The 21,295-nt window shown below is 73.0% G+C and carries 15 protein-coding genes and 3 pseudogenes; 14 read left to right on the top strand and 4 right to left on the bottom strand.

The genetic code is table 11. The features are described 5' to 3' along the window. Positions 1-8: 8 nt before the first annotated feature. The 4 genes and pseudogenes from G7075_RS20305 to G7075_RS10100 all read left to right on the top strand — a co-directional run bounded on the left by G7075_RS20305 (position 9) and on the right by G7075_RS10100 (position 6,883). Entirely contained in the window at positions 9-272 is a 264-nt protein-coding gene (locus tag G7075_RS20305; RefSeq protein WP_240917531.1) for a hypothetical protein, read from the top strand. Between the two features lie 190 nt (positions 273-462). Then, positions 463-2,289 (top strand): annotated as a pseudogene (locus G7075_RS22740) (NAD-glutamate dehydrogenase); the annotation flags it as partial. Between the two features lie 119 nt (positions 2,290-2,408). Continuing rightward, complete coding sequence (locus tag G7075_RS22735; protein ID WP_371814045.1) at positions 2,409-5,375, top strand: NAD-glutamate dehydrogenase; 2,967 nt, start codon at positions 2,409-2,411, stop codon at positions 5,373-5,375. Between the two features lie 26 nt (positions 5,376-5,401). Beyond that, positions 5,402-6,883: a sensor histidine kinase gene (locus tag G7075_RS10100; RefSeq protein WP_166121502.1), complete on the top strand. Its 1,482-nt coding sequence runs from the start codon at positions 5,402-5,404 to the stop codon at positions 6,881-6,883. Positions 6,884-7,019: 136 nt separating this feature from the next. On the opposite strand, the gene G7075_RS10095 is transcribed toward G7075_RS10100, so the two are convergent. The 3 genes from G7075_RS10095 to G7075_RS10085 form a co-directional block, all read right to left on the bottom strand. After that, positions 7,020-7,268 (bottom strand): WhiB family transcriptional regulator, encoded by a 249-nt coding sequence (locus G7075_RS10095; protein ID WP_030527568.1) that lies wholly within the window; start codon positions 7,266-7,268, stop codon positions 7,020-7,022. 147 nt (positions 7,269-7,415) lie between these two features. Further along, positions 7,416-10,232, bottom strand: a complete 2,817-nt coding sequence (locus G7075_RS10090; protein ID WP_240918037.1) for an FtsK/SpoIIIE domain-containing protein — start codon at positions 10,230-10,232, stop codon at positions 7,416-7,418. Then, entirely contained in the window at positions 10,124-12,049 is a 1,926-nt protein-coding gene (locus tag G7075_RS10085) for an FHA domain-containing protein (RefSeq protein WP_166121500.1), read from the bottom strand. Before G7075_RS10085 ends, G7075_RS10090 begins: the two co-directional genes overlap by 109 nt. 147 nt (positions 12,050-12,196) lie before the next feature. Here G7075_RS10085 and G7075_RS10080 point away from each other — a divergent pair. Together G7075_RS10080 and G7075_RS21145 are read left to right on the top strand one after the other, a co-directional pair. Then, positions 12,197-12,823: pseudogene (locus G7075_RS10080) on the top strand (ATPase, T2SS/T4P/T4SS family); the annotation flags it as partial. 1,900 nt (positions 12,824-14,723) lie between these two features. Continuing rightward, a complete protein-coding gene (locus G7075_RS21145; RefSeq protein ID WP_240917530.1) occupies positions 14,724-15,212 on the top strand; it encodes a hypothetical protein in 489 nt (162 codons plus the stop codon). 164 nt (positions 15,213-15,376) lie between these two features. On the opposite strand, the gene G7075_RS10070 is transcribed toward G7075_RS21145, so the two are convergent. Further along, complete coding sequence (locus G7075_RS10070) at positions 15,377-16,768, bottom strand: recombinase family protein (protein ID WP_166121498.1); 1,392 nt, start codon at positions 16,766-16,768, stop codon at positions 15,377-15,379. A 16-nt stretch (positions 16,769-16,784) separates the two neighbouring features. On the opposite strand from G7075_RS10070, the pseudogene G7075_RS10065 reads away from it, so the two are divergent. The 8 genes and pseudogenes from G7075_RS10065 to G7075_RS10030 form a co-directional block, all read left to right on the top strand. Next, positions 16,785-17,405 (top strand): annotated as a pseudogene (locus G7075_RS10065) (CpaF family protein); the annotation flags it as partial. Between the two features lie 43 nt (positions 17,406-17,448). Beyond that, the gene (locus tag G7075_RS10060) at positions 17,449-18,270 is read left to right on the top strand and encodes a type II secretion system F family protein (RefSeq protein ID WP_371814044.1); all 822 of its coding nucleotides are present in this window, start codon (positions 17,449-17,451) and stop codon (positions 18,268-18,270) included. Further along, a complete protein-coding gene (locus G7075_RS10055) occupies positions 18,267-19,109 on the top strand; it encodes a type II secretion system F family protein (protein ID WP_371814042.1) in 843 nt (280 codons plus the stop codon). Before G7075_RS10060 ends, G7075_RS10055 begins: the two co-directional genes overlap by 4 nt. Positions 19,110-19,221: 112 nt before the next feature. Further along, entirely contained in the window at positions 19,222-19,440 is a 219-nt protein-coding gene (locus G7075_RS10050) for a hypothetical protein (protein ID WP_240917529.1), read from the top strand. Between the two features lie 8 nt (positions 19,441-19,448). Continuing rightward, positions 19,449-19,835 carry a TadE/TadG family type IV pilus assembly protein gene (locus tag G7075_RS10045; RefSeq protein ID WP_240917528.1) on the top strand — a complete coding sequence of 129 codons (387 nt, stop codon included), beginning with the start codon at positions 19,449-19,451 and terminating at the stop codon, positions 19,833-19,835. Then, positions 19,832-20,305: a TadE/TadG family type IV pilus assembly protein gene (locus G7075_RS10040; protein ID WP_166121496.1), complete on the top strand. Its 474-nt coding sequence runs from the start codon at positions 19,832-19,834 to the stop codon at positions 20,303-20,305. Before G7075_RS10045 ends, G7075_RS10040 begins: the two co-directional genes overlap by 4 nt. Then, a complete protein-coding gene (locus G7075_RS10035) occupies positions 20,302-20,781 on the top strand; it encodes a TadE/TadG family type IV pilus assembly protein (RefSeq protein ID WP_166121494.1) in 480 nt (159 codons plus the stop codon). Before G7075_RS10040 ends, G7075_RS10035 begins: the two co-directional genes overlap by 4 nt. A 128-nt stretch (positions 20,782-20,909) precedes the next feature. Then, on the top strand, positions 20,910-21,227 hold the full coding sequence (locus G7075_RS10030; protein ID WP_166121492.1) for a hypothetical protein: 318 nt from the start codon (positions 20,910-20,912) through the stop codon (positions 21,225-21,227). Positions 21,228-21,295: the final 68 nt, after the last annotated feature.

Raw genomic sequence — 21,295 nt, 5'->3', positions numbered from 1 at the left:
CCTCCGGGGTGTGGGCCGTCGACCCGGTGGCGGCGCTCTCCCCGCGCGACGCGTTCTTCGCCGACCGCGAGCGGGTGGCCGCGGCCGACGCCGTCGGGCGGGTCAGTGCCGAGCTCGTCGCGCCCTACCCGCCCGGCATCCCGGTGCTGGCCCCCGGCGAGGTCGTCACCCGGGTCGCGTTCGACGCCCTCGAGGCGGCCCGCGCCGCCGGCAGCCGCATCGCCTACGCCGCCGACCCCACGCTGGCCACCCTCGACGTCGTCGCGGGCTGACGTCACGGGCTGACGTCCGCGGGCTGAGGGGACGGTCCGCCCGGAACCGGGCGGACCGTCCCGTGGGCGAGACACCCGGCCGGGTCCCCGTCGGCCCCCAGACGGGTCCGGGTGGATAGGCTCGGGCGAGGCCACGAGGGCGTGGCCCGCCGCCACCGCGGCGACCCCCGACGAAGGAGTGCGACCGCACATGTCGACCGCCCCGGCCACCTCCCGCGAGCAGATCCTCGCCCCGATCGCGGCAGCGTACGAGGACCTCGCGCCGGACGGGTGGGGACGGGAGTTCGTCGAGCGGTACTACCGCTACACCCCGCTCGACGAGCTGACCTCGCGCGACCCCGAGACCTTCGCCGGCGTCGCCCACAGCCACCTCGTGCTGGCCCGCACCCGCCCTCCGGGCACCGCCAACGTCCGGGTCTACAACCCCTCGACCGAGTCCGACGGGTGGTCCAACCCGCGCACGATCATCCAGGTCGTCACCGACGACATGCCCTTCCTCGTCGACTCCGTCACCGGAGCGCTGGTCCAGGCCGGCATCGACATCCACCTGATCATCCACCCGCAGCTCGTCGTCGTCCGCGACGCCGTGGGCGAGCTGCAGTCGGTCGAGAACCGGGACATCACGAAGTCCTTCCGCAGCGGTGCCGTCGGCGAGCTCGCCGAGTCGTGGATGCTCCTGTCCATCGACCGCGAGGGCGACGAGGAGCAGCGCGCCGCCCTCGAGCGCACCATCCGCGCCGTGCTCGAGGACGTGCGGCAGTCGGTCGAGGACTGGCCGAAGATGCGCAGCCGCTGCCTCGTGCTGGCCGCCGAGCTCGAGGGCAACGCGCCCCCGCAGGCCCAGCCCGAGGAGGTCGCGCTGACCACGCGCTTCCTGCGGTGGATGGCCGACAACCACTTCACCTTCCTCGGCTACCGCGAGTACACGCTCGACCGGACGCCCGAGGGCGAGGTCATCTCGCCGGTCACCGGCACGGGCCTGGGCCTGCTGCGGGCCGACCCGCCGCTGGGCGCCGAGCCGGAGGTGCTCACCGACGAGGCCTCGGCCATCGCCCACGCCGACGACCTGCTCGTCCTCACGAAGGCCAACTCGAAGTCCACCGTGCACCGGGTGGCCCACCTCGACTACGTCGGGGTCAAGGCCTACGACGCCTCCGGCACGGTCGTGGGGGAGCGGCGCTTCCTCGGGCTCTACGCCTCGACGGCCTACACCGAGTCGGTCACCCGCGTGCCCCTCGTGGCCGAGAAGGTCGAGGCCGTCCTCGAGCGTTCGGGGCTCGCCCCCGACAGCCACACCGGCAAGGACCTCCTCGGCGTGCTCGAGGCCTACCCGCGCGACGAGCTCTTCCAGGCCGGCGTCGACCAGCTCTACGAGACCGCGCTGGCCATCACCCAGCTCCAGGAGCGGCGGCGCACCAAGCTCTTCATCCGCGAGGACGACTTCGGCCGCTACGCCTCGTGCCTCGTCTTCCTCCCGCGCGACCGCTACAACACCGCGGTGCGCACCCGGATGGCCGACATCCTCAAGGAGGCCTTCGGCGGCGAGGAGGTCGAGTTCGCGGCCCGGGTCAGCGAGTCCGCCCTCGCCCGACTGCAGTTCGTCGTGCGCGTGGCCAAGGGCGAGCACGTCCGCACCCTCGACCGCTCCGAGCGCGACGCCCTCGAGCAGCGCCTCGTCGAGACCAGCCGCACGTGGTCGGACCGCCTCGGCGACGCCCTCGACGCCGCCCACGGCGAGGAGACCGGCGACCGGCTGATGGACCGCTTCGGCCGCGCGTTCCCCACCGCGTACGAGGAGTCGTTCGGCGTCGTCCAGGGCGTCGCCGACATCAGCCACCTCGACCGCCTCGGACCCGACCAGGGCACGAGCGTCGCCCTCTACCGGCCGCTCGACGCCCCCGACGACATCCGCCGCTTCAAGCTCTTCCGAGTCGACTCGTTGTCGCTCACCGACATCCTGCCGATCTTCACCCACATGGGCGTCGAGGTCGTCGACGAGCAGCCGTTCGCCGTCGAGCGGGCCGACGGCGAGGACCTGCACGTCTACGACTTCGGGCTGCGGGTCACCGACAGCGCCATCTGGGACGCCTGCCCGCACGAGCGGCTGCGCGATCTGTTCGAGGGGCCGTCGCCGCCGTGTGGGACGGCCGGGCCGAGTCCGACGGTTTCAACAAGCTCGTCCTCGGGGCGCACCTCACGTGGCGCCAGGTCGTCGTCCTGCGCACCGTGGCCAAGTACCTGCGCCAGACCCGGGCCACCTACTCCCAGGACTACCTCGAGGACGCCCTCGTCGCGCACCCGGCGATCGCGCGCGACCTCGTCGACGTCTGGGAGACCCGTTTCGACCCCGAGGCCTTCACCGACGACGCGGCCGGCCGCGAGGCCCGGACCGCCGCCGAGGAGGAGGCCGCCCAGCGCGTCCTCGACGCCCTCGACGAGGTGTCGAGCCTCGACCACGACCGCATCATCCGGGCCTTCCTCGGGGTGGTCCGGGCCGGGCTGCGGACGAACTTCTACCAGCCGGCGCGCGACGGCGCCGAGCACCACGCATACGTCTCGCTCAAGCTCGACCCGCGCGCCGTGCCCGACCTGCCCGCTCCCCGACCGCAGTTCGAGATCTTCGTCTACAGCCCGAAGGTCGAGGGCGTGCACCTGCGCTTCGGCCCGGTCGCCCGCGGCGGCCTGCGCTGGAGCGACCGGCGCGAGGACTTCCGCACCGAGGTGCTGGGCCTGGTCAAGGCGCAGATGGTCAAGAACGCCGTCATCGTGCCCACCGGCTCCAAGGGCGGCTTCTACGCCAAGCAGCTGCCCGACCCCGCCGTCGACCGCGAGGCCTGGATGGAGGAGGGCAAGGCGGCCTACCGGATGTTCATCTCCGGGCTGCTCGACCTCACCGACAACCGGGTGTCCGGCGCGATCGTGCCGCCCGAGCACCTCGTGCGCCACGACGGCGACGACCCGTACCTCGTCGTCGCCGCCGACAAGGGCACCGCGACCTTCTCCGACATCGCCAACGGCGTCGCGCAGTCGTACGGCTTCTGGCTCGACGACGCGTTCGCCTCCGGTGGCTCGGCCGGCTACGACCACAAGGCGATGGGCATCACGGCCCGCGGCGCGTGGGAGTCGGTCAAGCGGCACTTCCGCGAGATGGGCGTCGACACCCAGTCCGAGGAGTTCACGGTCGTCGGCGTCGGCGACATGAGCGGCGACGTCTTCGGCAACGGGATGCTCCTCTCCGAGCACATCCGCCTGGTGGCCGCCTTCGACCACCGGCACGTCTTCATCGACCCGAACCCCGTTGCGGCACAGTCGTTCGCCGAGCGCCGGCGGCTCTTCGACCTACCGCGCTCGTCGTGGGACGACTACGACCGGTCGCTGGTCTCCGAGGGCGGCGGTGTCTTCCCGCGCACGTTGAAGTCCATCGCCGTCACCGAGCAGATGCGTGAGGCGCTCGGTCTCGACAAGGCCGTCCGGACGATGACGCCCGCCGAGCTGATCCACGCGATCCTGCTCGCGCCCGTCGACCTGCTGTGGAACGGCGGCATCGGCACCTACGTCAAGGCATCCACCGAGGACCACCTCTCGATCGGCGACCGGGCCAACGACGGCATCCGCGTCGACGGCAAGGAGCTGCGGGTCAAGGTCGTCGGCGAGGGCGGCAACCTCGGTCTCTCGCAGCTGGGTCGCATCGAGGCCGCCTTCCACGGCGTCCGCGTCAACACCGACGCCATCGACAACTCGGCCGGCGTCGACACCTCCGACCACGAGGTCAACATCAAGATCCTCCTCGGCGAGGTCGTGCGCGACGGTGCGCTGAGCATCGAGGAGCGCAACGAGCTGCTCGCCTCGATGACCGACGACGTCGCCGAGCACGTGCTGCGCGACAACTACGAGCAGAACGTGCTGCTCGGCAACGCGCGGGCCCAGGAGCACGCGATGGTCACCGTCCACGAGCGGTTCATGCACTGGCTCGAGGACCGCGGCCTGCTCGACCGGGCGCTCGAGTTCCTCCCCACCGACCCCGAGCTCGAGAAGCGGGCGCACGAGGGGCTCGGCCTCAAGAGCCCCGAGTTCTCCGTGCTCGTGGCCTACGCGAAGCTCGCGCTCAAGGAGGACATCCTCGCCAGCTCGATCCCCGATGACCCGTGGTTCGCCACGACGCTCGCCGAGTACTTCCCGCCCCCGATCCGCGAGCGGTACGCGGGCGAGCTCGAGGAGCACCCGCTGCGCCGCGAGATCGTCACGAACGCGGTCGTCAACTCGATGGTCAACCGCGGCGGCATCACCTTCGCCTACCGGTCCCAGGAGGAGGCGGGCGCGACGCCCGAGCAGGTCACCCGAGCGTTCGTGGTCTGCCGCGAGGTCTTCGGGCTCGCCGACTACGTGCGCCGGGTCGAGGAGCTCGACAACGTCGTGCCCACGGCGGCCCAGACCGCGCTCTACCTCGAGTTCCGGCGGTTGCTCGACCGTGCGGTGCGGTGGTTCCTCACCGCCCGGCCCTCGCAGCTCGACATCGGTGCCGAGATCGAGCGGTTCGCCGGGGTCGTGCACGCGCTCGCCCCGACCGTGCCCGACCTGCTGCGCGGCGAGGAGCGCAAGCGCCTCGACCGCCGGGCCGGCGAGCTCGCGAAGGCCGGTGTGCCCGAGGAGCTCGCGCTGCACGCGGCCTCGCTGCTCGACCAGTTCTCGCTGCTCGACATCGTCGACATCGCGACCGACAGCGGGCGCGAGCCCACCGACGTCGCGCCGCTGTACTACCTGGCCTCGGAGCGCTTCGGCATCGACACGATGCTCTCGAAGGTCACCCGGCTGCCGCGCGAGGACCGCTGGGACGCCCTGGCCCGCGGGGCCCTGCGCGACGACCTCTACGCGGTGCTCGAGGCGCTGACCCGCTCGGTCATCGAGACGAGCGGTGCGGCCGGCGTGGCCGCCGACGACCCCGCGGCCCAGTACAAGGCGTGGCACGCGGCGAACGAGGAGTCGGTCGAGCGGGCGCACGCGGCGCTGGCGGGCATCAAGCGGCTCGACGCCCCGAACATCGCGGCCCTCTCGGTGGCCCTGCGCACGCTGCGCTCCGTCATCCGGGTGGGCGCGTCGAGCTGACCGGCCGGTGACCTAGGCTCGGCGGCGTGAGCACGCTGGCCGAGATGCTGCGGACGACGACCGACCTCGAGCCGGCCCAGTCCGAGTGGCTGCACCTGCTCGTCGGCGACTGGCAGCAGGTCGCCGACCTGTCCTTCGCCGACCTCGTGCTCTGGGTGCGCGGCGGGCCGGACGGCTGGCGGGCGGTGGCGCACGTGCGGCCCAACACCGGGCCGATGGTCTTCTACGACGACATCGTCGGACGCTCGTCGAGCCGTTCGCGCGCCGCCATGCTCGACAACGCGGCGAAGCAGCGGCGGATGGTCGCCGCGCCGGTGCCGAGGGTGCGCGAGGACATGTCGATCCGCGAGGACGCCGTGCCCGTGGTCTGCGGCGACCGGGTCCTCGCGGTGCTGACGCGGCACACGAACCTCACCGGTGGGCGCACCCCGAGCCGTCTCGAGCTGACCTACCGCGACCTCGCCGACTCGATCCTGAGGATGGTCGCGACGGGCGAGTTCCCCTCGCCGTCCTCGCCGACGGGCACCCGCCGCGGGGCGCCGCGGGTGGGCGACGGGGTCATCCACCTCGACCCCGACGGGGTGGTGCGCTACGCCAGCCCGAACGCGGTCTCGGCCGTGCACCGGCTCGGCCACGTCGGCGACGTCGTGGGGGAGACGCTCGCCAAGGTGGTCGCCGACCTCGTCGCCGAGGCCGGGCGGGCGGTCGACGAGTCGCTGGCCGTGGTCGTCATGGGGCGGGCGTCGTGGCGCACCGAGGTCGAGACGGCCAACGCGACGGTGACGATGCGCGCCATCCCGCTGACCATCGCGGGGGTGCGCACCGGGGCGATGATCCTGCTGCGCGACGTCTCCGAGCTGCGCCGGCGCGAGCAGGAGCTGCTGACCAAGGACGCGACGATCCGCGAGATCCACCACCGGGTGAAGAACAACCTCCAGACGGTGGCGGCTCTGCTGCGGCTGCAGTCTCGGCGAGCGCCGGAGGAGCACGCGAAGGCCGCGCTCGAGGAGGCGGTGCGCCGGGTGGCGACCATCGCCCTCGTGCACGAGACGCTGAGCACCGGGTTCGACGAGACGGTCAGCTTCGACGAGATCGCGCTGCGCGGGCTGCGGGCGGTCGTCGAGGTCGCGACGCAGGAGCACCACGTCGACTCGCGGTTCGAGGGCTCGTTCGGGCGGGTGCGGGCCGAGGACGCGACGGCGCTGGCGATGATCATCTCCGAGCTCGTGCAGAACGCCGTCGAGCACGGGCTGGCCGACCGCGACGGCTCGGTGGTCGTCGCCGTCGACCGGCGGCCGCACGAGGCGGGGGACGAGCTGACGGTGACGGTGACCGACGACGGCGCCGGGCTGCCCGCGGGGTTCCGGCCCGGCATGGCGGGGCTGGGCACGCGGATCGTCACGTCGTTCGTGCAGGACCTGCGGGGGCGGATCCGGTGGGAGAACAACGTGCCGTCGGGCACGCGGGTGGAGTTCGTCGCGACGCTGCGGCCGGTCGGGCCGCGCTGAGGCGGGTGTCCGCGCGCACGAGAGCGGCGCCCGCTCGGCCGGAGCCGGGGGCGCCGCAGGTGCGGTGCTGCTGGGCGGTGTGGTGGGTCAGCCGGCGCGGCGGGCGCCGATGTCGTGGCGGCGCGGCGCCGCCCGTTCAGCCGGCGCGACGGGCGCGGGCGTTGCGGCGCTTGAGGGCGCGGCGCTCGTCCTCGGACATGCCGCCCCAGACGCCGGCGTCCTGGCCGGACTCGATGGCCCACTTCAGGCAGGTGTCGAGCACCTCGCACCGACGGCAGACGGCCTTGGCCTCCTCGATCTGAGCGATCGCCGGGCCGGTGTTCCCGATCGGGAAGAACAGCTCGGGGTCCTCGTCGAGGCAGGCAGCGCGGTCGCGCCAGTCCATGGATGGAGCTCCTTGGTGTGGGGTACGTCGGAAGATCGTGGGGCACCGGTCGACAGGGGGTGGGGTCTGGCGGTGCGTGGGCGCACCGTTGCACCCCTGTGACAGACGTGTTAAGCACAGACGTCCGTGGCGTTACTCTACCGTGACCTACCCAATCGCGGCTAGGGGATACCCCCAGCCGTTCCGGGTGTCGGTGGTCACGTCGGGCTCAACGGGTGGACAGGGGTCACGTGTTCCCGAGGGTGGGGTAGGTCGACGCGACGCGTGATCGTATCGCTCGCCTAGGCTCCGATGGTGCCTCCGCTCCCGCCTTTCGACAGCGCCCCGTCGGCCGGCCCGCGCCGCCTCGCAGCGGTGCTCTGCGGGCTCCAGTCGCTCGCGCTCCTCGGCTTCGCCGTGTTCTACGTGTACGAGCTGGTCGTGGGGGAGGGCAGCGACACCGGCCGGGTCGTCATGTCGGCCGTGGTCATCGCCCTCGGGGGTGTGGGTCTGGCGCTCCTGGCCCGCGGCTGGCTCGGCGAGCGGCGCTGGCCGCGCACGCCGACCATCGTGTGGGACCTGCTCCTCGTGCCGGTCGGCATCAGCCTGCTCCAGGCCGACCGGACGGGGCTCGGCTGGCTCGTGATCGTCCTCGCCCTGCTGACCCTGGGTGCCGCGCTCATCGCGCGGGTTCCCGACGTGGAGTTCGACGACCCCGAGTGACCTCTGGGTCCACCGCCCCTCCGGCTCGTCCGGTGCGACCGGCGCGCCCCTCGGTGCGTCGGTCCGGGTGTCGAGGAGGACCTGGAGCGCCACCACCTCCCGGTCGACGACCAGCAGCCCCCGCCCCGGCGGGTCGTGCGCGCCCGACGAGACGGCGGCGGCGCGAGGGAGGCCGAGTGCGGCCGGGTCGTCCGGTCCGGGCCGCAGCAGGAGACCGGTGCGGTGCCGCGCGACCGACACGTCGAGCCCCCGGAAGCGCGTGCCGAGGCCGGTGGCCGACGTCGCGACGGCGATGGCCCCGCCGTCGCGGTCGACGAGGTCGGCGATCTCGTCGAGCACCGGACGGCAGGCGGTGTCGTCGAGCCGGTTGGCGTCGTCGACGAGCACGACGAGGTCGGGGTGGTCGGTCCGCAGGGCGACAAGGCGGTCGACCTCGTCGGGCCCGAGCACCTCGAGCCCGGGTACCCCGAAGGGGGGCGTCTCGGGCTCCGTGGGGACCTCGATACGCCTGGGCTCCCTTGGGCCGCCACCGGGTCGCACGAGGACCACCCGGCGCCCGTCGGCGACCGCCGCAGCCGCGAGGGTGCGCAGCGCCGTGCTGCGACCGGACCGTGGCGGCCCGGCGACGAGCAGCCGTCGGCCGTGCTCGGCGGGGCGCCACGCCCAGCAGTCACCGCCGGGCGCCGTGACCCCGAGGGGCCACCCCCCACCGGGCAGCGCCTCGACCTCGTGTCGCCCCACCCGCGTCGGCAGGGGCTGGAAGGTCCACGGCGCCGGCGCGCCCGCGGCGAGCGCGCGGCGTGGCGGGACCGCTGCCGACGACGGGTCGAGCACCTGCACCTCCCGCCCGTCGAGCGCGCGCAGGCCGCGCCCCGGGCCCACCGGACCGGTCAGGCCACCGGACCCGATGCCGAGCAGGGCGAGGTCGAGGGGGTCGCTGGTCCCGAGGAGCACGACCTCCCCACCCAGCCCGGACCACCTCGGGCGGAGCAGGTCGCGACCACCCGAGACCGCGCACACCACGCCGGTGCGTGCGCCGTCGCGCGCGAGCCGCAGCAGGCGTTCGGAGGCGGGGGCGAACGAGCGGGCATCGTCGGCATCGGTCAGCTGGTCCCACCCGTCGACGAGGAGGAGGCGCAGAGGAACCCCGGGCCCCGGGGGCGCCGAGAGGTGGTCGAGCAGCGCGTGCACCGCCGCGGCATCGCCGAGCCGGGCGACGGTGCCCACGTGGGGGAACGGCCACGGCTCGAGGTCGGGACCGAGGACGTGGACGTGCAGGCGCTCGGGCGGCAGGAGCGAGGCCGCGGCGGCCACGAGGGCGCGCAGGGCGGTGGTGCGACCGGAACGCGGGCGACCGACGACACGCCACAGGGGGACGGTGGGGTCCCAGGTCCACGGCACGTGACGCTGGCGGTCGGGCTCGTCGACGAGGGCGAGCGTGCCCGGAGGCGCGTCCCCCGACGGCAGGGTGGTCGGCAGGGGTGGGACCCAGGGACGACGCGGCGGTGCGGCCCCGGTGGCGTCGTGCGCGCTCCGGACGACCTCGACGACAGCGGCCAGCTCGGCGGCCCGGTCGGCGGTGGCGGTGCCCGGACCGGCCCCCGTGCCCGGACCGGTCCCCGTACCCGGACCGGGCTCCGTGCCCGCGGGGAGCACGACGAGCGACGGTCCGGACGGCACGGGCGGGGCGACGAGGGCGGCCTGGAAGGTGGTCGACGTGCCGTCGCCGCCGCGGGCGACCCCACGCCCCGGCACGTCGGCGGGCAGCGAGGCCGCCGAGTCGTCCTCGACGACGTGGACGGAGTCGGCGCGGTCCCGGACCCGGAAGGCCACCCGGAGGTTGACGTTGGCCTGCACCTCGGCGGTCACCGTGCCTGCGGGTCGCTGGGTCGCGAGGACGAGGTGGATGCCGAGGCTGCGGCCCTGCGCCGCCAGCCGGACCAGGGCGCTCACGGCGTCGGGGTGCTCGTCGACGAGGGCCCGCAGCTCGTCGACGACGACGACGAGGCGCGGCATCCGGTCGGCCGGGTCGAGCCGGTGCCGGTGCTCGTCCAGGTCCGCGCAGCCGGCCCTGGCGAGGACTCCTTCCCGTCGCCTCAGCTCGGCCTCCAGTGACGTGAGGACTCTGCGCACGAGGTGCTCGTCGAGGTCGGTCACCAGCCCGACGACGTGCGGCAGGTCGGCACACGGACCGAAGGCCGCGCCACCCTTGAAGTCGACGAGCAGGAGGGTGAGGTCCTCCGGGGACGAGTCGAGGGCCAGGGCGGTGACGAGGGTGCGGAGGAACTCGGACTTGCCGGACCCCGTCGTCCCCCGACGAGCACGTGGGGTCCGTCGGCGGCGAGGTCGAGCCGGAACGGGCCGTCCGCGGTGGTGCCGACGACGGCGGTGGGACGTCCGACAGAGACCGACCACCGGCCGAGCAGCCCGGACGGGGTCAGGGCGTCGTCGCCGGCTGCCTCGCCGAGGGTGAGCGCCCGCGGGAGGGCGGTGGTGGCGGAGCCCTGTTCGCGGACCGGTGCGAGGGCGCGGCCGAGCCGTTCGCACCACGCCGGGCCCACACCGTCGGCCACCAGGTCGCGCGTCACTCCGCCCGTGGTGACTTTCGATCGCCCGCCCCCGCCGACCTCGACCTGCACGGTGCACGCGTCGGGCAGCACGTCGGCCGAGCCGGCCACGGCCAGGACCACCCCGCCGGCGGCGTGCACCTCGGCCACCCGCGCGGCCACGCCGGGGGCCGTGGCGTCCGGCACGACGAGCACGACCCCGCGGCGCGCGTCGGGCGGTCCTCGGTGGGGGAGGAGGCCGGCCCAGGCCCAGACCGGTCCGCCGCCGAGGACCTCGACACCGAGGTCGGACGGCGGGCAGCGCACGACGAGCTGGCCGAGCAGCGCGGCGAGCAGGCGACGCGCGTCGTCCTCGGGTCCGACCACGCCCAGCCCGCGCGCTTCGGCGAGGTCGACGACGACCGGGACCGCATCCAGCGTGCGTCGGTCGGCGCGGCCGGTGTCGTCGACGACACGGCACGACGCGGAGACCTCGCCCAGCCCGAGCCGCACCGACCGGTCGCCGTTCATGGCCCAGAGGCCAGAGGTGCGCCCCGCGGCCCGGCGGACGACCTCGTGCGGGTCGGGGTGGCGCAGGTGGCGCAGCCGGGACTCGGCCGCGAGGGCGGTGGCGACCCCGAGCTCGTGCTCGGCGACCCGCTCGGCGTGCGCGGCCAGAGCCCGCCGGTGGCGGCGCCGTGACCCCACGCGGTCGCCGAGGCCGGTGGCGAGGAGGACGACCGGCCCGAGCACCGCGAAGGCCAGCACCTGCGGACCGAGGAAGACGGCGAGCACGGCGACGACGGGGACCGGGGCCAGGACCGCGACCCACGGCACCCGTCCGCGGACCGGTGGCTCGGGGGCGCGCGGGGCGAGGAGCTCGGCCGTCGGTACGGCGGGCGGAGCCGTCGGCACCGGGGCGACGACGGCGGTGCCGTCGCCGGGATGGCGCACGGGAGCACCGGGTGGACCGGCCCGACGCAGCTGCAGCGTGGTCGCGCCGATGACCATCCGCGACGTGGTGTCGACCGGGGCGCTGCCCACGACGCGGGCGCCGTCGACCTCGACGCCGTTCGTCGAGCCGAGGTCGACGACGCGCACGCCGTCGGTGCCCACGTCGAGGCGGCAGTGGGCGCGGCTCAGCGACGGGTCGTCGAGCCGCAGCCCGGAGGTGGGGGAGCGACCGACGACGAGCCCCGGCGCCGCGAGGGGCAGCCCGCGGCCGGAGTCGGGGCCGCCGACGGACACGACCTCGAGGACGGTGGCCGGGCGCGCCCCTGCGCCGCCCGGCCGACCGGCCCCGGGGTCCGGGAGGACCGCCACCGAGACCCCGTCGAGCAGCGGTGGCTCCCCGACGAGCAGGCCGTCGGGCAGCACCCGCCCGTCGACGGCCAGCGCGCCAACGGGCTCACCGAGGTGGTCGGCGAGCCGCGTGCGCAGCACCGCCACCGGCTCGGGCCGGTGCCAGCGCACCACGAGCTCCTCGGGGCGCGGGCGGCGCCTCGGGGCGTGGAGCGTCAGGCGGATCTGCATGAGGGCGACCGTAGGCGGCGCGTCCGTCACTCCCGTCGAGTTATCCACAGGGGCACCATTCGGCGTGCGCGGAGAGCGTCCGGTGCTGTTGTCTTGTCCCGGGACACCGGGCCGCGCAGGGGCGGCCCACCGGAAAGGGGGTCGCGCGTGGACGCCGTCCGCACGCTCGAGGGAGAGGTCCGCGAGCTCATCCGACGCTCCGGGCTCGACCCCGTGCGCGACGAGGGAGCTGTGAGGCGGCTGGTCCGCGAGGCCGTCAGCGACTACGACGAGCGCTCGATGCACGGCGGCATGCCGGTGCTCGCCGACCTCGATGTCGCGTCGAAAGCGGTGTGGGACAGCGTCGTCGGCTACGGCCCGCTGCAGCAGTACTTCGACGACCCGCACGTCGAGGAGATCTGGGTCAACGAGCCGTCCCGGGTCTTCGTGGCCCGCGACGGCATCGCCGAGCTGACGACCACGCTGCTCGAGCACGAGCAGGTGCGCGACCTCGTCGAGCGGATGCTCAAGTCCTCCGGCCGCCGCGTCGACCTCAGCTCGCCGTTCGTCGATGCCGTGCTCCCCGACGGCAGCCGGCTGCACGTCGTCATCCCCGACATCACCCGCGAGCACTGGTTCGTCAACATCCGCAAGTTCGTCGTCAAGGCCGACTCGATGGACGACCTCGTGCGGCTCGGCACGCTCACGCCACAGGCCGCGCGCTTCCTCGAGGCCTCGGTCGCCGCCGGGCTGAACATCCTCGTCGCCGGTGGCACCCAGGCCGGCAACCCGACAAACTCTCAGTACGCCCCTCGCGGTCCACACGAATGCGCGCGCTTGTGGGAGTGTGCGGGCGTGAGTAAATCTGAAGCGCCGTCCAGTGACGACCTGGGCGCGGGGGTGAAGTTGGAGGATGTTCACGCAGCAGTGCGACAGTCTGGTTACCCGCTTCAGTTGAGGGTCGAAGCGCTCTTGAGCGGGGATTACGACACTCAAGCCGAATGGGGCTACGCAGACAGGTTCAGCGCAGAAATGCGATCGATTGATCTCGTCGCCACTAAGTACCTGGCTAAAGCATCGCACGGCGACAACCTAAGGGTGCGGCCGGACTTGTCACTGATTATCGAGTGCAAGAAATCGGATATGCCGTACGTTTTCTTTGGCACTTCCGGGAAGACTTGGGACTCGTTTCCGGAGATTGTCGGTCTGGCTCATGAGTACGTTTCTACGTCCAGCGGCGGTACACGATCAAAGTTCCTTTTCACACCTTTTCAGGTACTCGGCCTGCCAGAGATGGATTTTGTGGTGGATGCCGAGTGCGCGATTACCCTGAGCAGGTGCACACGGAAGGGCAAGGACCTCGTGATGTCGGGGAGTGAGGCCTACCAGTCCACCGTGATGCCAATCCTCAGCGCGCTGGATCACTACCGTAAGGCGATGCGTCCGCCGTCCAGCGCTTACTACTTTCGGGCCAGCCTTGCAGTCCCGCTTGCCGTCATCGATGCCCCTATGCTTCGAGCCGACCTGGATGAGTCCGGCCAGACCGTACTGAAACGTGTTGAGTGGCAGCGACTAATGCGCCACGAGCCAGCCACCGGGGCCAGTTCCCGGGACCAGGGGCGCTCTGCCGCGATTGACTTCGTACACGTGGACTACTTGACTACCTATCTTGACGAGCAGCTTGGCCCATTTGCCGACGAGTTCGCCGCGCGATGCCTGCGACACCCGGAGGAACTGTCCACCGGAAGGGGTTACGTGAAAGACATTGGCGCGAATATGTTCGGCTCTATTGAGCCGCATCTAGAGCCGCGCTCGGTGTCAATCCCTGTCGTGCACGAGCCGGTCGACGGAAGGGAGGCTGCCTCACTCACGAGACGACTTCTCGCAGCAGGGCGAGAGCGGGCGCTCTTGGCATGGAGGCAGCGCCGGTGACGACGGTCTTGACTTGAACTAGCAACACAACTCGTCATCGTGACCACAGGGAGGCTGGCGACCCATAGCGGCTGTCGTTGAGCGGCGGGGGAGCCGGTCAAGGGCGCGCAGCGGCGTAGCGGACCCTTGACGGGCGGGGGAGCCGTCAGAGACTGGCGCGGCGGGTCGGCGGCCGAGAAGGTGAGCCGAACGGCTGAGGTGACACGCGGGTAGTTCGCGTGCTGTGATTTGGGGGCGGCGCCTCTGACCGGGGCGAACTAACTACTACGGAGAACTCCCTGGCCACGGGGTGCAAAGCAGTCACAGCCGGACGCAGGTGTAGACGTCCAAAACCGACTTGCAGGGTGACGGGATTACGGCAGCAGGCCCATCCGCAGGGGTCTGAGGTCGCCCTGATGACGACACGAGACCGGTCGAGCCAAGGGCTCCCGGTCTTTCGCATGTCCGGGTGCTTCGCCTTCGTCCTGTGGAGCGTTTCGTCGTGTCGTCGTCAGTGCTGCGTGAGCCACCGATCTTCAAGGGGTGGCAGTTGTCCCTGTGTGCTGCTGCGGGGGAGGCGGGGGGTGGCTTCGTGTCATCTCGACCGCGTCCGCCGGGTGTGCGGTGTGGTCCGGCTGCGGACCCTGAGCGGTCTCGAGAGGAGGCTGGTCGGCGTGCTCGCTCGCGGATGCGGCGCTACTGCGCTGCAAACGGGCTGAATCGGCTGGGGACCCTCACCTATGCGGGGTCTGGGGTGCACGACCCTCGGCAGGCTCGGGCAGACGTGGGGGTGTTCTTCCGCAGGCTGCGCGCTGAGACCGGTGGCAAGCCGTTCCCGTACGTGTGGGTGCCGGAGTGGCACAAGTCCGGGCACGGCCTGCACCTGCACTTCGCGGTGGGGGACTTCATCGCGCGGGGCAAGATCGACCGGGCGTGGGGGCACGGGTTCGTCCACATCAAACTGCTGGGTGACCTGCCGGTGGGGTCGGGTTCGTTCGCGCAGTCGCGCAAGGCGGCCGGGTACCTGTCGAAGTACGTGGGCAAGTCCTTCGATGACGACGCGGCCGGGGTGAGGCGACCCAGGGGGCTGCATCGCTTCGACGTTGCGCAGGGGTACACGCCGCGAAAGGTGCTGCTGCAAGGTGCGTCGCGGGATGAGGTCCTAGAGGCGGCAGCGGGGGCGATGGGGGGCCCGCCGGATGTGTTCTGGTCCTCGGATGAGGCCGTGGACTGGCAGGGGCCTCCGGCGGTGTGGGTCCAGTGGCGCGGCTAGAACGGGAGGCCCTGGTCGCGTGGGTGGCTGCCACGTGTGAGGCCTCGGGAGTGCCGGTGTTCGTGTCCGATCCCGTTGTGCTGCGTCAGGTGGCTACGTTGTCGGCGGAAGCGGGAGGGGAGGGGCGCAAGCGCGGCAGCGCGGCCGCTCCCCGCCCGCTGCGCCTAGACGCGCCAGGTGATGCCCACCCGGGCCGGGTCGATGGTCCGCGCTCCTGGGGTGCCGGGGTGGATGGTGATGTGGCTGATGAGCGCCCGCACGATGGGGACTTGTCGGCTGAGGTTCATCTGCGGCCACTCACGGCGTAGGGCGGTGGCGTTGCCGATGTGGCCGGCTAACGCGGTCGAGCCGGCTTGGCTGGCTTGCCGCGCCCGGTTGGCCTTGATCCGTGCGTCGATGGCCGCGCGAGCGGTGACCCACTCCGGTCCCGTGATGGCCTTTGCGGCGTAGAGACCTGCGAGCTCGTCAAGCTGCGCGGCGTCGGCGGCGATGGACTCGGACAGGGCGGCGCTGCTTTCGTCGTCACGCTGCTGGCCGTCGATGGCTGCTGCCAGTTCGGGCGTGTCGAGCCGGTAGAGCACGGCCTCGGCCACGAGTTCTTCGACGGTGGCGCTGATCATCGTCCCGCCGCAGCCTCCGAAGTCCGGGCCGGTCCGGCACATGTAGCGGCGGCGTTCCCGGGTGCGTCCGGTGACCATCTTGGAGCCGCACTTGCCGCAGCGCAGGAGCCCGGAGAGTAGGTAGGCGCGGGCGCTGCGGTTGGTACGTCGGGCGGGGTCCGTCAAGAGCCCGACGATGCGGGCGTGGTCTTCTTCGGTGATGATCGCGGGCCACGCGGCCATGCCGATGACCTGACCTTGGTGCTCGCGCAGCCCGGCAATCCGGGGTGACAGCAGCAGGTTGCGCACTGTGGGGGTGCGCCACTCCTTGCCGGTCACGGTTTGAATGTCGCTGTCCTGCAGCCATCGCACGAGACTCACCAATGGCTCACCGGCCAAGAGGCGGGAGGCCAGGGTGCGGATCGCGGCCGATTCGGTGTCGTCCAGGTGCAGCCGATCCGGGGTGAAGCCGAACGGTCGCATCCCTCCGCCGGAGGGCAGGCCCCGCTCTGCCAGTTCGCGCTGCTTGCGTTTCGTGCGCCGAGACTTCGCATCCGACTCGTTCGCCGCGACCGCTGCCATCAGTCGCGCCACGAGCAGCCCGTCACCGCTGCCCAGGTCGAACTCACCGTGCAGCGTCACCACGTCCTTGACTCCGGCGCGGGTGCAGGTGTCGGCGAACTCCTCCAACTCAATCGGCCTGCGGTGCAACCGGTCCATGTGCCACACCACCACCGCGTCCACGTCCCCGGCACGGATCGCGTCCAGCATCGCCCGGTACTGCGGACGGGCCTTCCCGCTGTACGCCGACGTGTCATCGTCTACGTACTCCACAGCCACCGGCCACCCGCGACGCTCGGCCTCGGCGCGGCAGTCGGCAAGTTGGCGCTGCACGCCCAGGCCCTCACCGCCCCTGTCCTGGGAGATGCGGGCGTAGATGGCGGGGGCGATCGGCATGGGGGCACACTAACGACAAGTCGGCAAGACGACGCTCCTCAACTGCCTGGCCTCCGCGGTCCCCGCGCGCGAGCGGGTCGTCACGTGCGAGGAGGTCTTCGAGCTGCGCATCCCGCACCGCGACGTCGCCGCGATGCAGTGCCGGCAGCCGTCGCTCGAGGGCACGGGCGAGATCCCGCTGCGCCGCCTCGTCAAGGAGGCGCTGCGGATGCGGCCCTCGCGCATCATCGTGGGCGAGGTACGCCAGGCCGAGAGCCTCGACCTGCTCATCGCGTTGAACTCCGGTCTTCCCGGCATGTGCACCATCCACGCCAACAGCGCGCGCGAGGCCGTGACGAAGATGTGCACCCTGCCCCTTCTGGCGGGCGAGAACGTGTCGGCGCGCTTCGTCGTCCCGACGGTCGCGGCCTCGATCGACCTCGTCGTCCACGCCGCCCTCGAGCGCGACGGCCGGCGCACGGTGCGCGAGATCGCCGCCGTCCCGGGGCGCGCCGAGGAGGACGTCGTCGAGATCGCCGACCTCTTCGTCCGGCGCGGCGGGGAGCTGGTGCGCGCCGACGGCTTCCCGCCGCACGTCGACCGCTACGAGCGGGCCGGGTACGACGTCGCGGCCCTGCTCGCGAGGAGTGGCGGATGACCGGCCTCCTCCTCGGCCTGACCCTCGGGTCGGTGTCTTCCTCGTGTGGTGGAGCTGCTGGGTCCCCACCCCGGGCGAGTCCCGCCGCTCCCGCCGCCCGGGGCTCGGCCGCGCCCTCCACGACGAGGTCGTGCAGGCCGGGTTCTCGGGCCTGACGGTGCGCAGCCTCCTCGTCGCCTGCGTCATCGCGGCCGGCTTCGTGCTCGCCATCGTGCAGGCCACCGTCGGAGTCCTGCCCATCGCGGCGTGCTTCGCGGTGATCGCCGGCGCCGCACCGGTGGCCCTCGTGCGCCGTCGCGCCCGCCGACGGCGGGCCCTGCTGCGCGACCTGTGGCCCGAGGCCGTCGACAACATCACCTCTGCCGTGCGAGCCGGGATGGCCCTGCCCGAGGCGCTCGGCCAACTCGGCACGCGTGGCCCGGAGGAGCTGCGCGAGCCGTTCCGCCGCTTCGCCGACGACTACCGCCTCACCGGACGGTTCTCCGACTGCCTCGACCGGCTCAAGGACCGGCTGGCCGACCCCGTCGGCGACCGTCTCGTCGAGAGCCTGCGGATCGCCCGCGAGGTCGGCGGGAGCGACCTCGGCCGCCTGCTGCGCACCCTCTCCGGCTTCCTGCGCGAGGACGCGCGCACGCGGGCCGAGCTCGAGACCCGCCAGTCGTGGACCGTCAACGCGGCCCGATTGGCCGTCGCTGCACCGTGGTTCGTGCTCGCCATGCTCTCGACGAACCCCGAGTCGGTCGCCGCGTACTCGTCGGGCGTCGGGGCCGGCGTCCTGCTCGCAGGGGCCGTCGTCACCGTCGTGGCCTACGCCCTGATGGTGCGCATCGGCCGCCTCCCCGAGGACCAGCGGGTGCTGCGGTGAGCGGCCTGGTGCGTGACGGCGCCCTGCTCGGCCTCGTCGCGGGCCTGGGGCTGCTGCTCGTGTGGACCGGGCTGCCGCGCAACCGTCGTCACGGTCTGGCCGAGCGGGTCCTGCCCTACCTGCGCGACACCCCGCGGCCCTCCCGGCTGCTCGATGACTCGGCGTCGAGGGGGGTGCTGTCCACGGTGGCGGCGCCCCTGGTGCGCGAGCTCGGTCAGGGCATCGAACGCGTCCTCGGGGGCTCGGCCTCGGTGCGCAGCCGTCAGCTGCGGGCCGGCCTCGCACCGGACGTCGACCGGTTCCGGGCCGAACAGGTGCTGTGGGGCGTAGCCGGTGCAGTCGTGGGTGGCACCGCCGGCACGGTCCTGGCCTTCCTGCGTGACGGGTCCGTCGCGCCGGTCGTCCTCCTCACGGCCATCGGGCTCGGGCTCGGCGTCACCGGCGCCGACTACCTCCTGACGGCCCGCGCCGTGCGCCGCGAGCGTCGGATGCTCGCCGAGTTCCCCACCGTCGCAGAGCTGCTCGCGCTCGCAGTCGGTGCCGGCGAGGGGGCCGTGGGCGCGCTCGAGCGGGTCTGCCGGCTCTCACGTGGCGAGCTCGCCGACGAGCTGCGCCGCTGCCTCGCCGACGCCCGGGCCGGCGCCAACCTGCCGACCGCGCTCCAGGGCCTCGCCGACCGCACCGGCCTGCCGAGCCTGCGGCGCTTCGTCGACGGGGTCGTCGTCGCCGTCCAGCGTGGCACGCCCCTCGCCGAGGTGCTGCGGGCCCAGGCCCAGGACGTCCGCGAGGAGGGGAGGCGCGCCCTGCTCGAGGCCGGGGGAAGAAGGAGATCGCGATGATGGTCCCGGTCGTCTTCCTCATCCTCCCGGTCACCGTGCTGTTCGCCGTCTACCCCGGATTCAGCTTCTTCCGATTCACACTCTGACCCGCACGACCCGAGAGAGGACCGACATGACCCCCACGAGAGCCGCCGCGCGCGCACACGTCGCGGTGTTCCACCTGTTGGGCCGCGCCGAACGCCGGCACGTCGCCCGTGACGAGCGCGGCGACGTCCCCGGCTGGGTGCTCATCACCCTGATGACCGCCGGGCTCGTCACCGTCCTGTGGGCCGTGGCCCGCGACCAGCTCGTCTCGATGTTCAAGAGCGCGCTGAGCTCGGTCACGGGCTGAGCCCGTCCGTGCCCGGAGCCCTGCGGGAGGAGCGCGGTGCGGCCGTCGCCGACTTCGCGATGGTCTCCGTGCTCGTGCTCGCCATCGTGCTCGCGCTGCTGCAGCTCGGGCTGGCGCTGCACGCCCGCAACACCCTCATCTCCTGCGCGTCCGAGGGGGCCCGGGCCGGCGCGCGGGCCGACGCGGTGCCCGGCCAGGCCGTGGCCCGCACCCAGGAGCTGGTCAGCGCCTCCCTCTCGCCGCGCTACGCCCGGTCGGTGTCCTCCCGGGAGGCGGTCGTCGACGGGGTGCGGGTGGTCGAGGTCCGCGTCGTCGCCCCCGTGCCGGTGCTCGGCCTCCTCGGTCCCGAGGGCAGCATCGACGTCGTGGGCCGGGCCTTCGCGGAGGACCAGTGAGGGCGGCCCGGCCTCGGGGTCGCGACCGCAGTGCCGGCCGCGGCGCGCGCGACGAGCGGGGCAGCGCCGTCGTCGAGTTCGTCACCCTGGCCGTGCTCCTGCTCATCCCGCTCGTGTACCTCGTGCTGCTCCTCGGCCGGGTGCAGGCCGGGGCCTACGCGGTGAGCCAGGCCTCGCGAGAGGCCGGTCGCGCCTACGTCACGGCCGACACCGGCGAGGACGCCGCCGCCCGGGCCCGCGCCGCGGCGCGCATCGCCTTCGAGGACCAGCGGTTCGGCGACGTCGGCCGGCTCGAGCTGGCCTGCGACGGCACCCCGTGCCTGCGTCCGGACGGCCGGGTCGAGACGACGGCGACGGTCCGGGTCCCGTTGCCGCTCGTGCCGGCCTTCGTCCGCGACGTCATCCCGCTGAGCGTGCCCGTGTCGGCGTCGCACGTCTCGACCGTCGACCGCTTCCGGGGCCTGCCGTGAGCGCCACGGTGGGAGTCGGTCGGCCGGGGCCGCGGCGCGACGAGCGGGGGACGATCACGGTCTACGTGCTCGGCCTCGCCGTCGTCGCGATGCTGCTCATCTCCGGGACGGTCGCGGTCACCGCGGCGCACCTCGCCCGGATGCGGCTGCTCGACGTCGCCGACGGCGCGGCCCTCTCGGCGGCCAACGGCCTCGACGACAGCGCCTACCGGCAGGGCGTGGGTGAGTCGGTGCCGCTGAGCAACGCCTCGGTCCGGCAACGGGCGGCCTCCTACGTCGGCGGCCTCGAGCGGCCGCCGGGAGTCGTCGGCTGGCGGCTCGGGCCGGCCACCGGGACGCCGGACGGAAGGACCGCCGTCGTCGACCTCACCGGCGAGGCCGAGCTGCCGATGGTCGGTGGCGCGCTGCGCGAGCTCGGGGTGAGCATCACCATCCACGTCACGTCGCGGGCGCGCTCCGACCTCGTCCTCCCGTGAGCGGCCGGCCTGGCGGTGAGGCCGCAAGCGCCCGCGGGAGGGCCGACCGGGTCATCACCCGGTGAACGCTCCCCGGGGAAGGTGCCGCGGGGTTCCGCGCGGCGGCCGCCGCGCGTAGCGTCGCCGCCATGAGCGACGTCCCGAAGGCCCTGCGTGGCAAGTGGTGCATCGCCTCGACCGACAGCTTCCTGTCCATCGGCTCGCGCGGCTCGGTGCTGTCGATCGGCAGCATCGGCTCGGTCCTGTCGGTCGCCAGCATCGGCTCGTTCGCGTCCGCGTTCAGCATCGGGTCCTCGATGAGCCTGCTGTCGGCGCTGTCCAACATGTCGCGCTTCTCGGCCCTGAGCCACCAGAGCGACGCCAGCCTGCTCTCGGCGCAGAGCCGACGCTCCGTGCTCTCCTATCGCAGCTCAGGGCGGAGCCACCGCGTGCTCCCGCTCGACTGAGCCCGGACGGCCGATCGCAAACGCCCCCGGACGTGGTCGTGGGGCGACCGGGCCCTGCTCCCGATCGC

The organism is Phycicoccus sp. HDW14, from assembly GCF_011383005.1.
Lineage (GTDB): Bacteria > Actinomycetota > Actinomycetes > Actinomycetales > Dermatophilaceae > Phycicoccus.
This window is presented reverse-complemented; position numbering and strand designations above follow the sequence as displayed.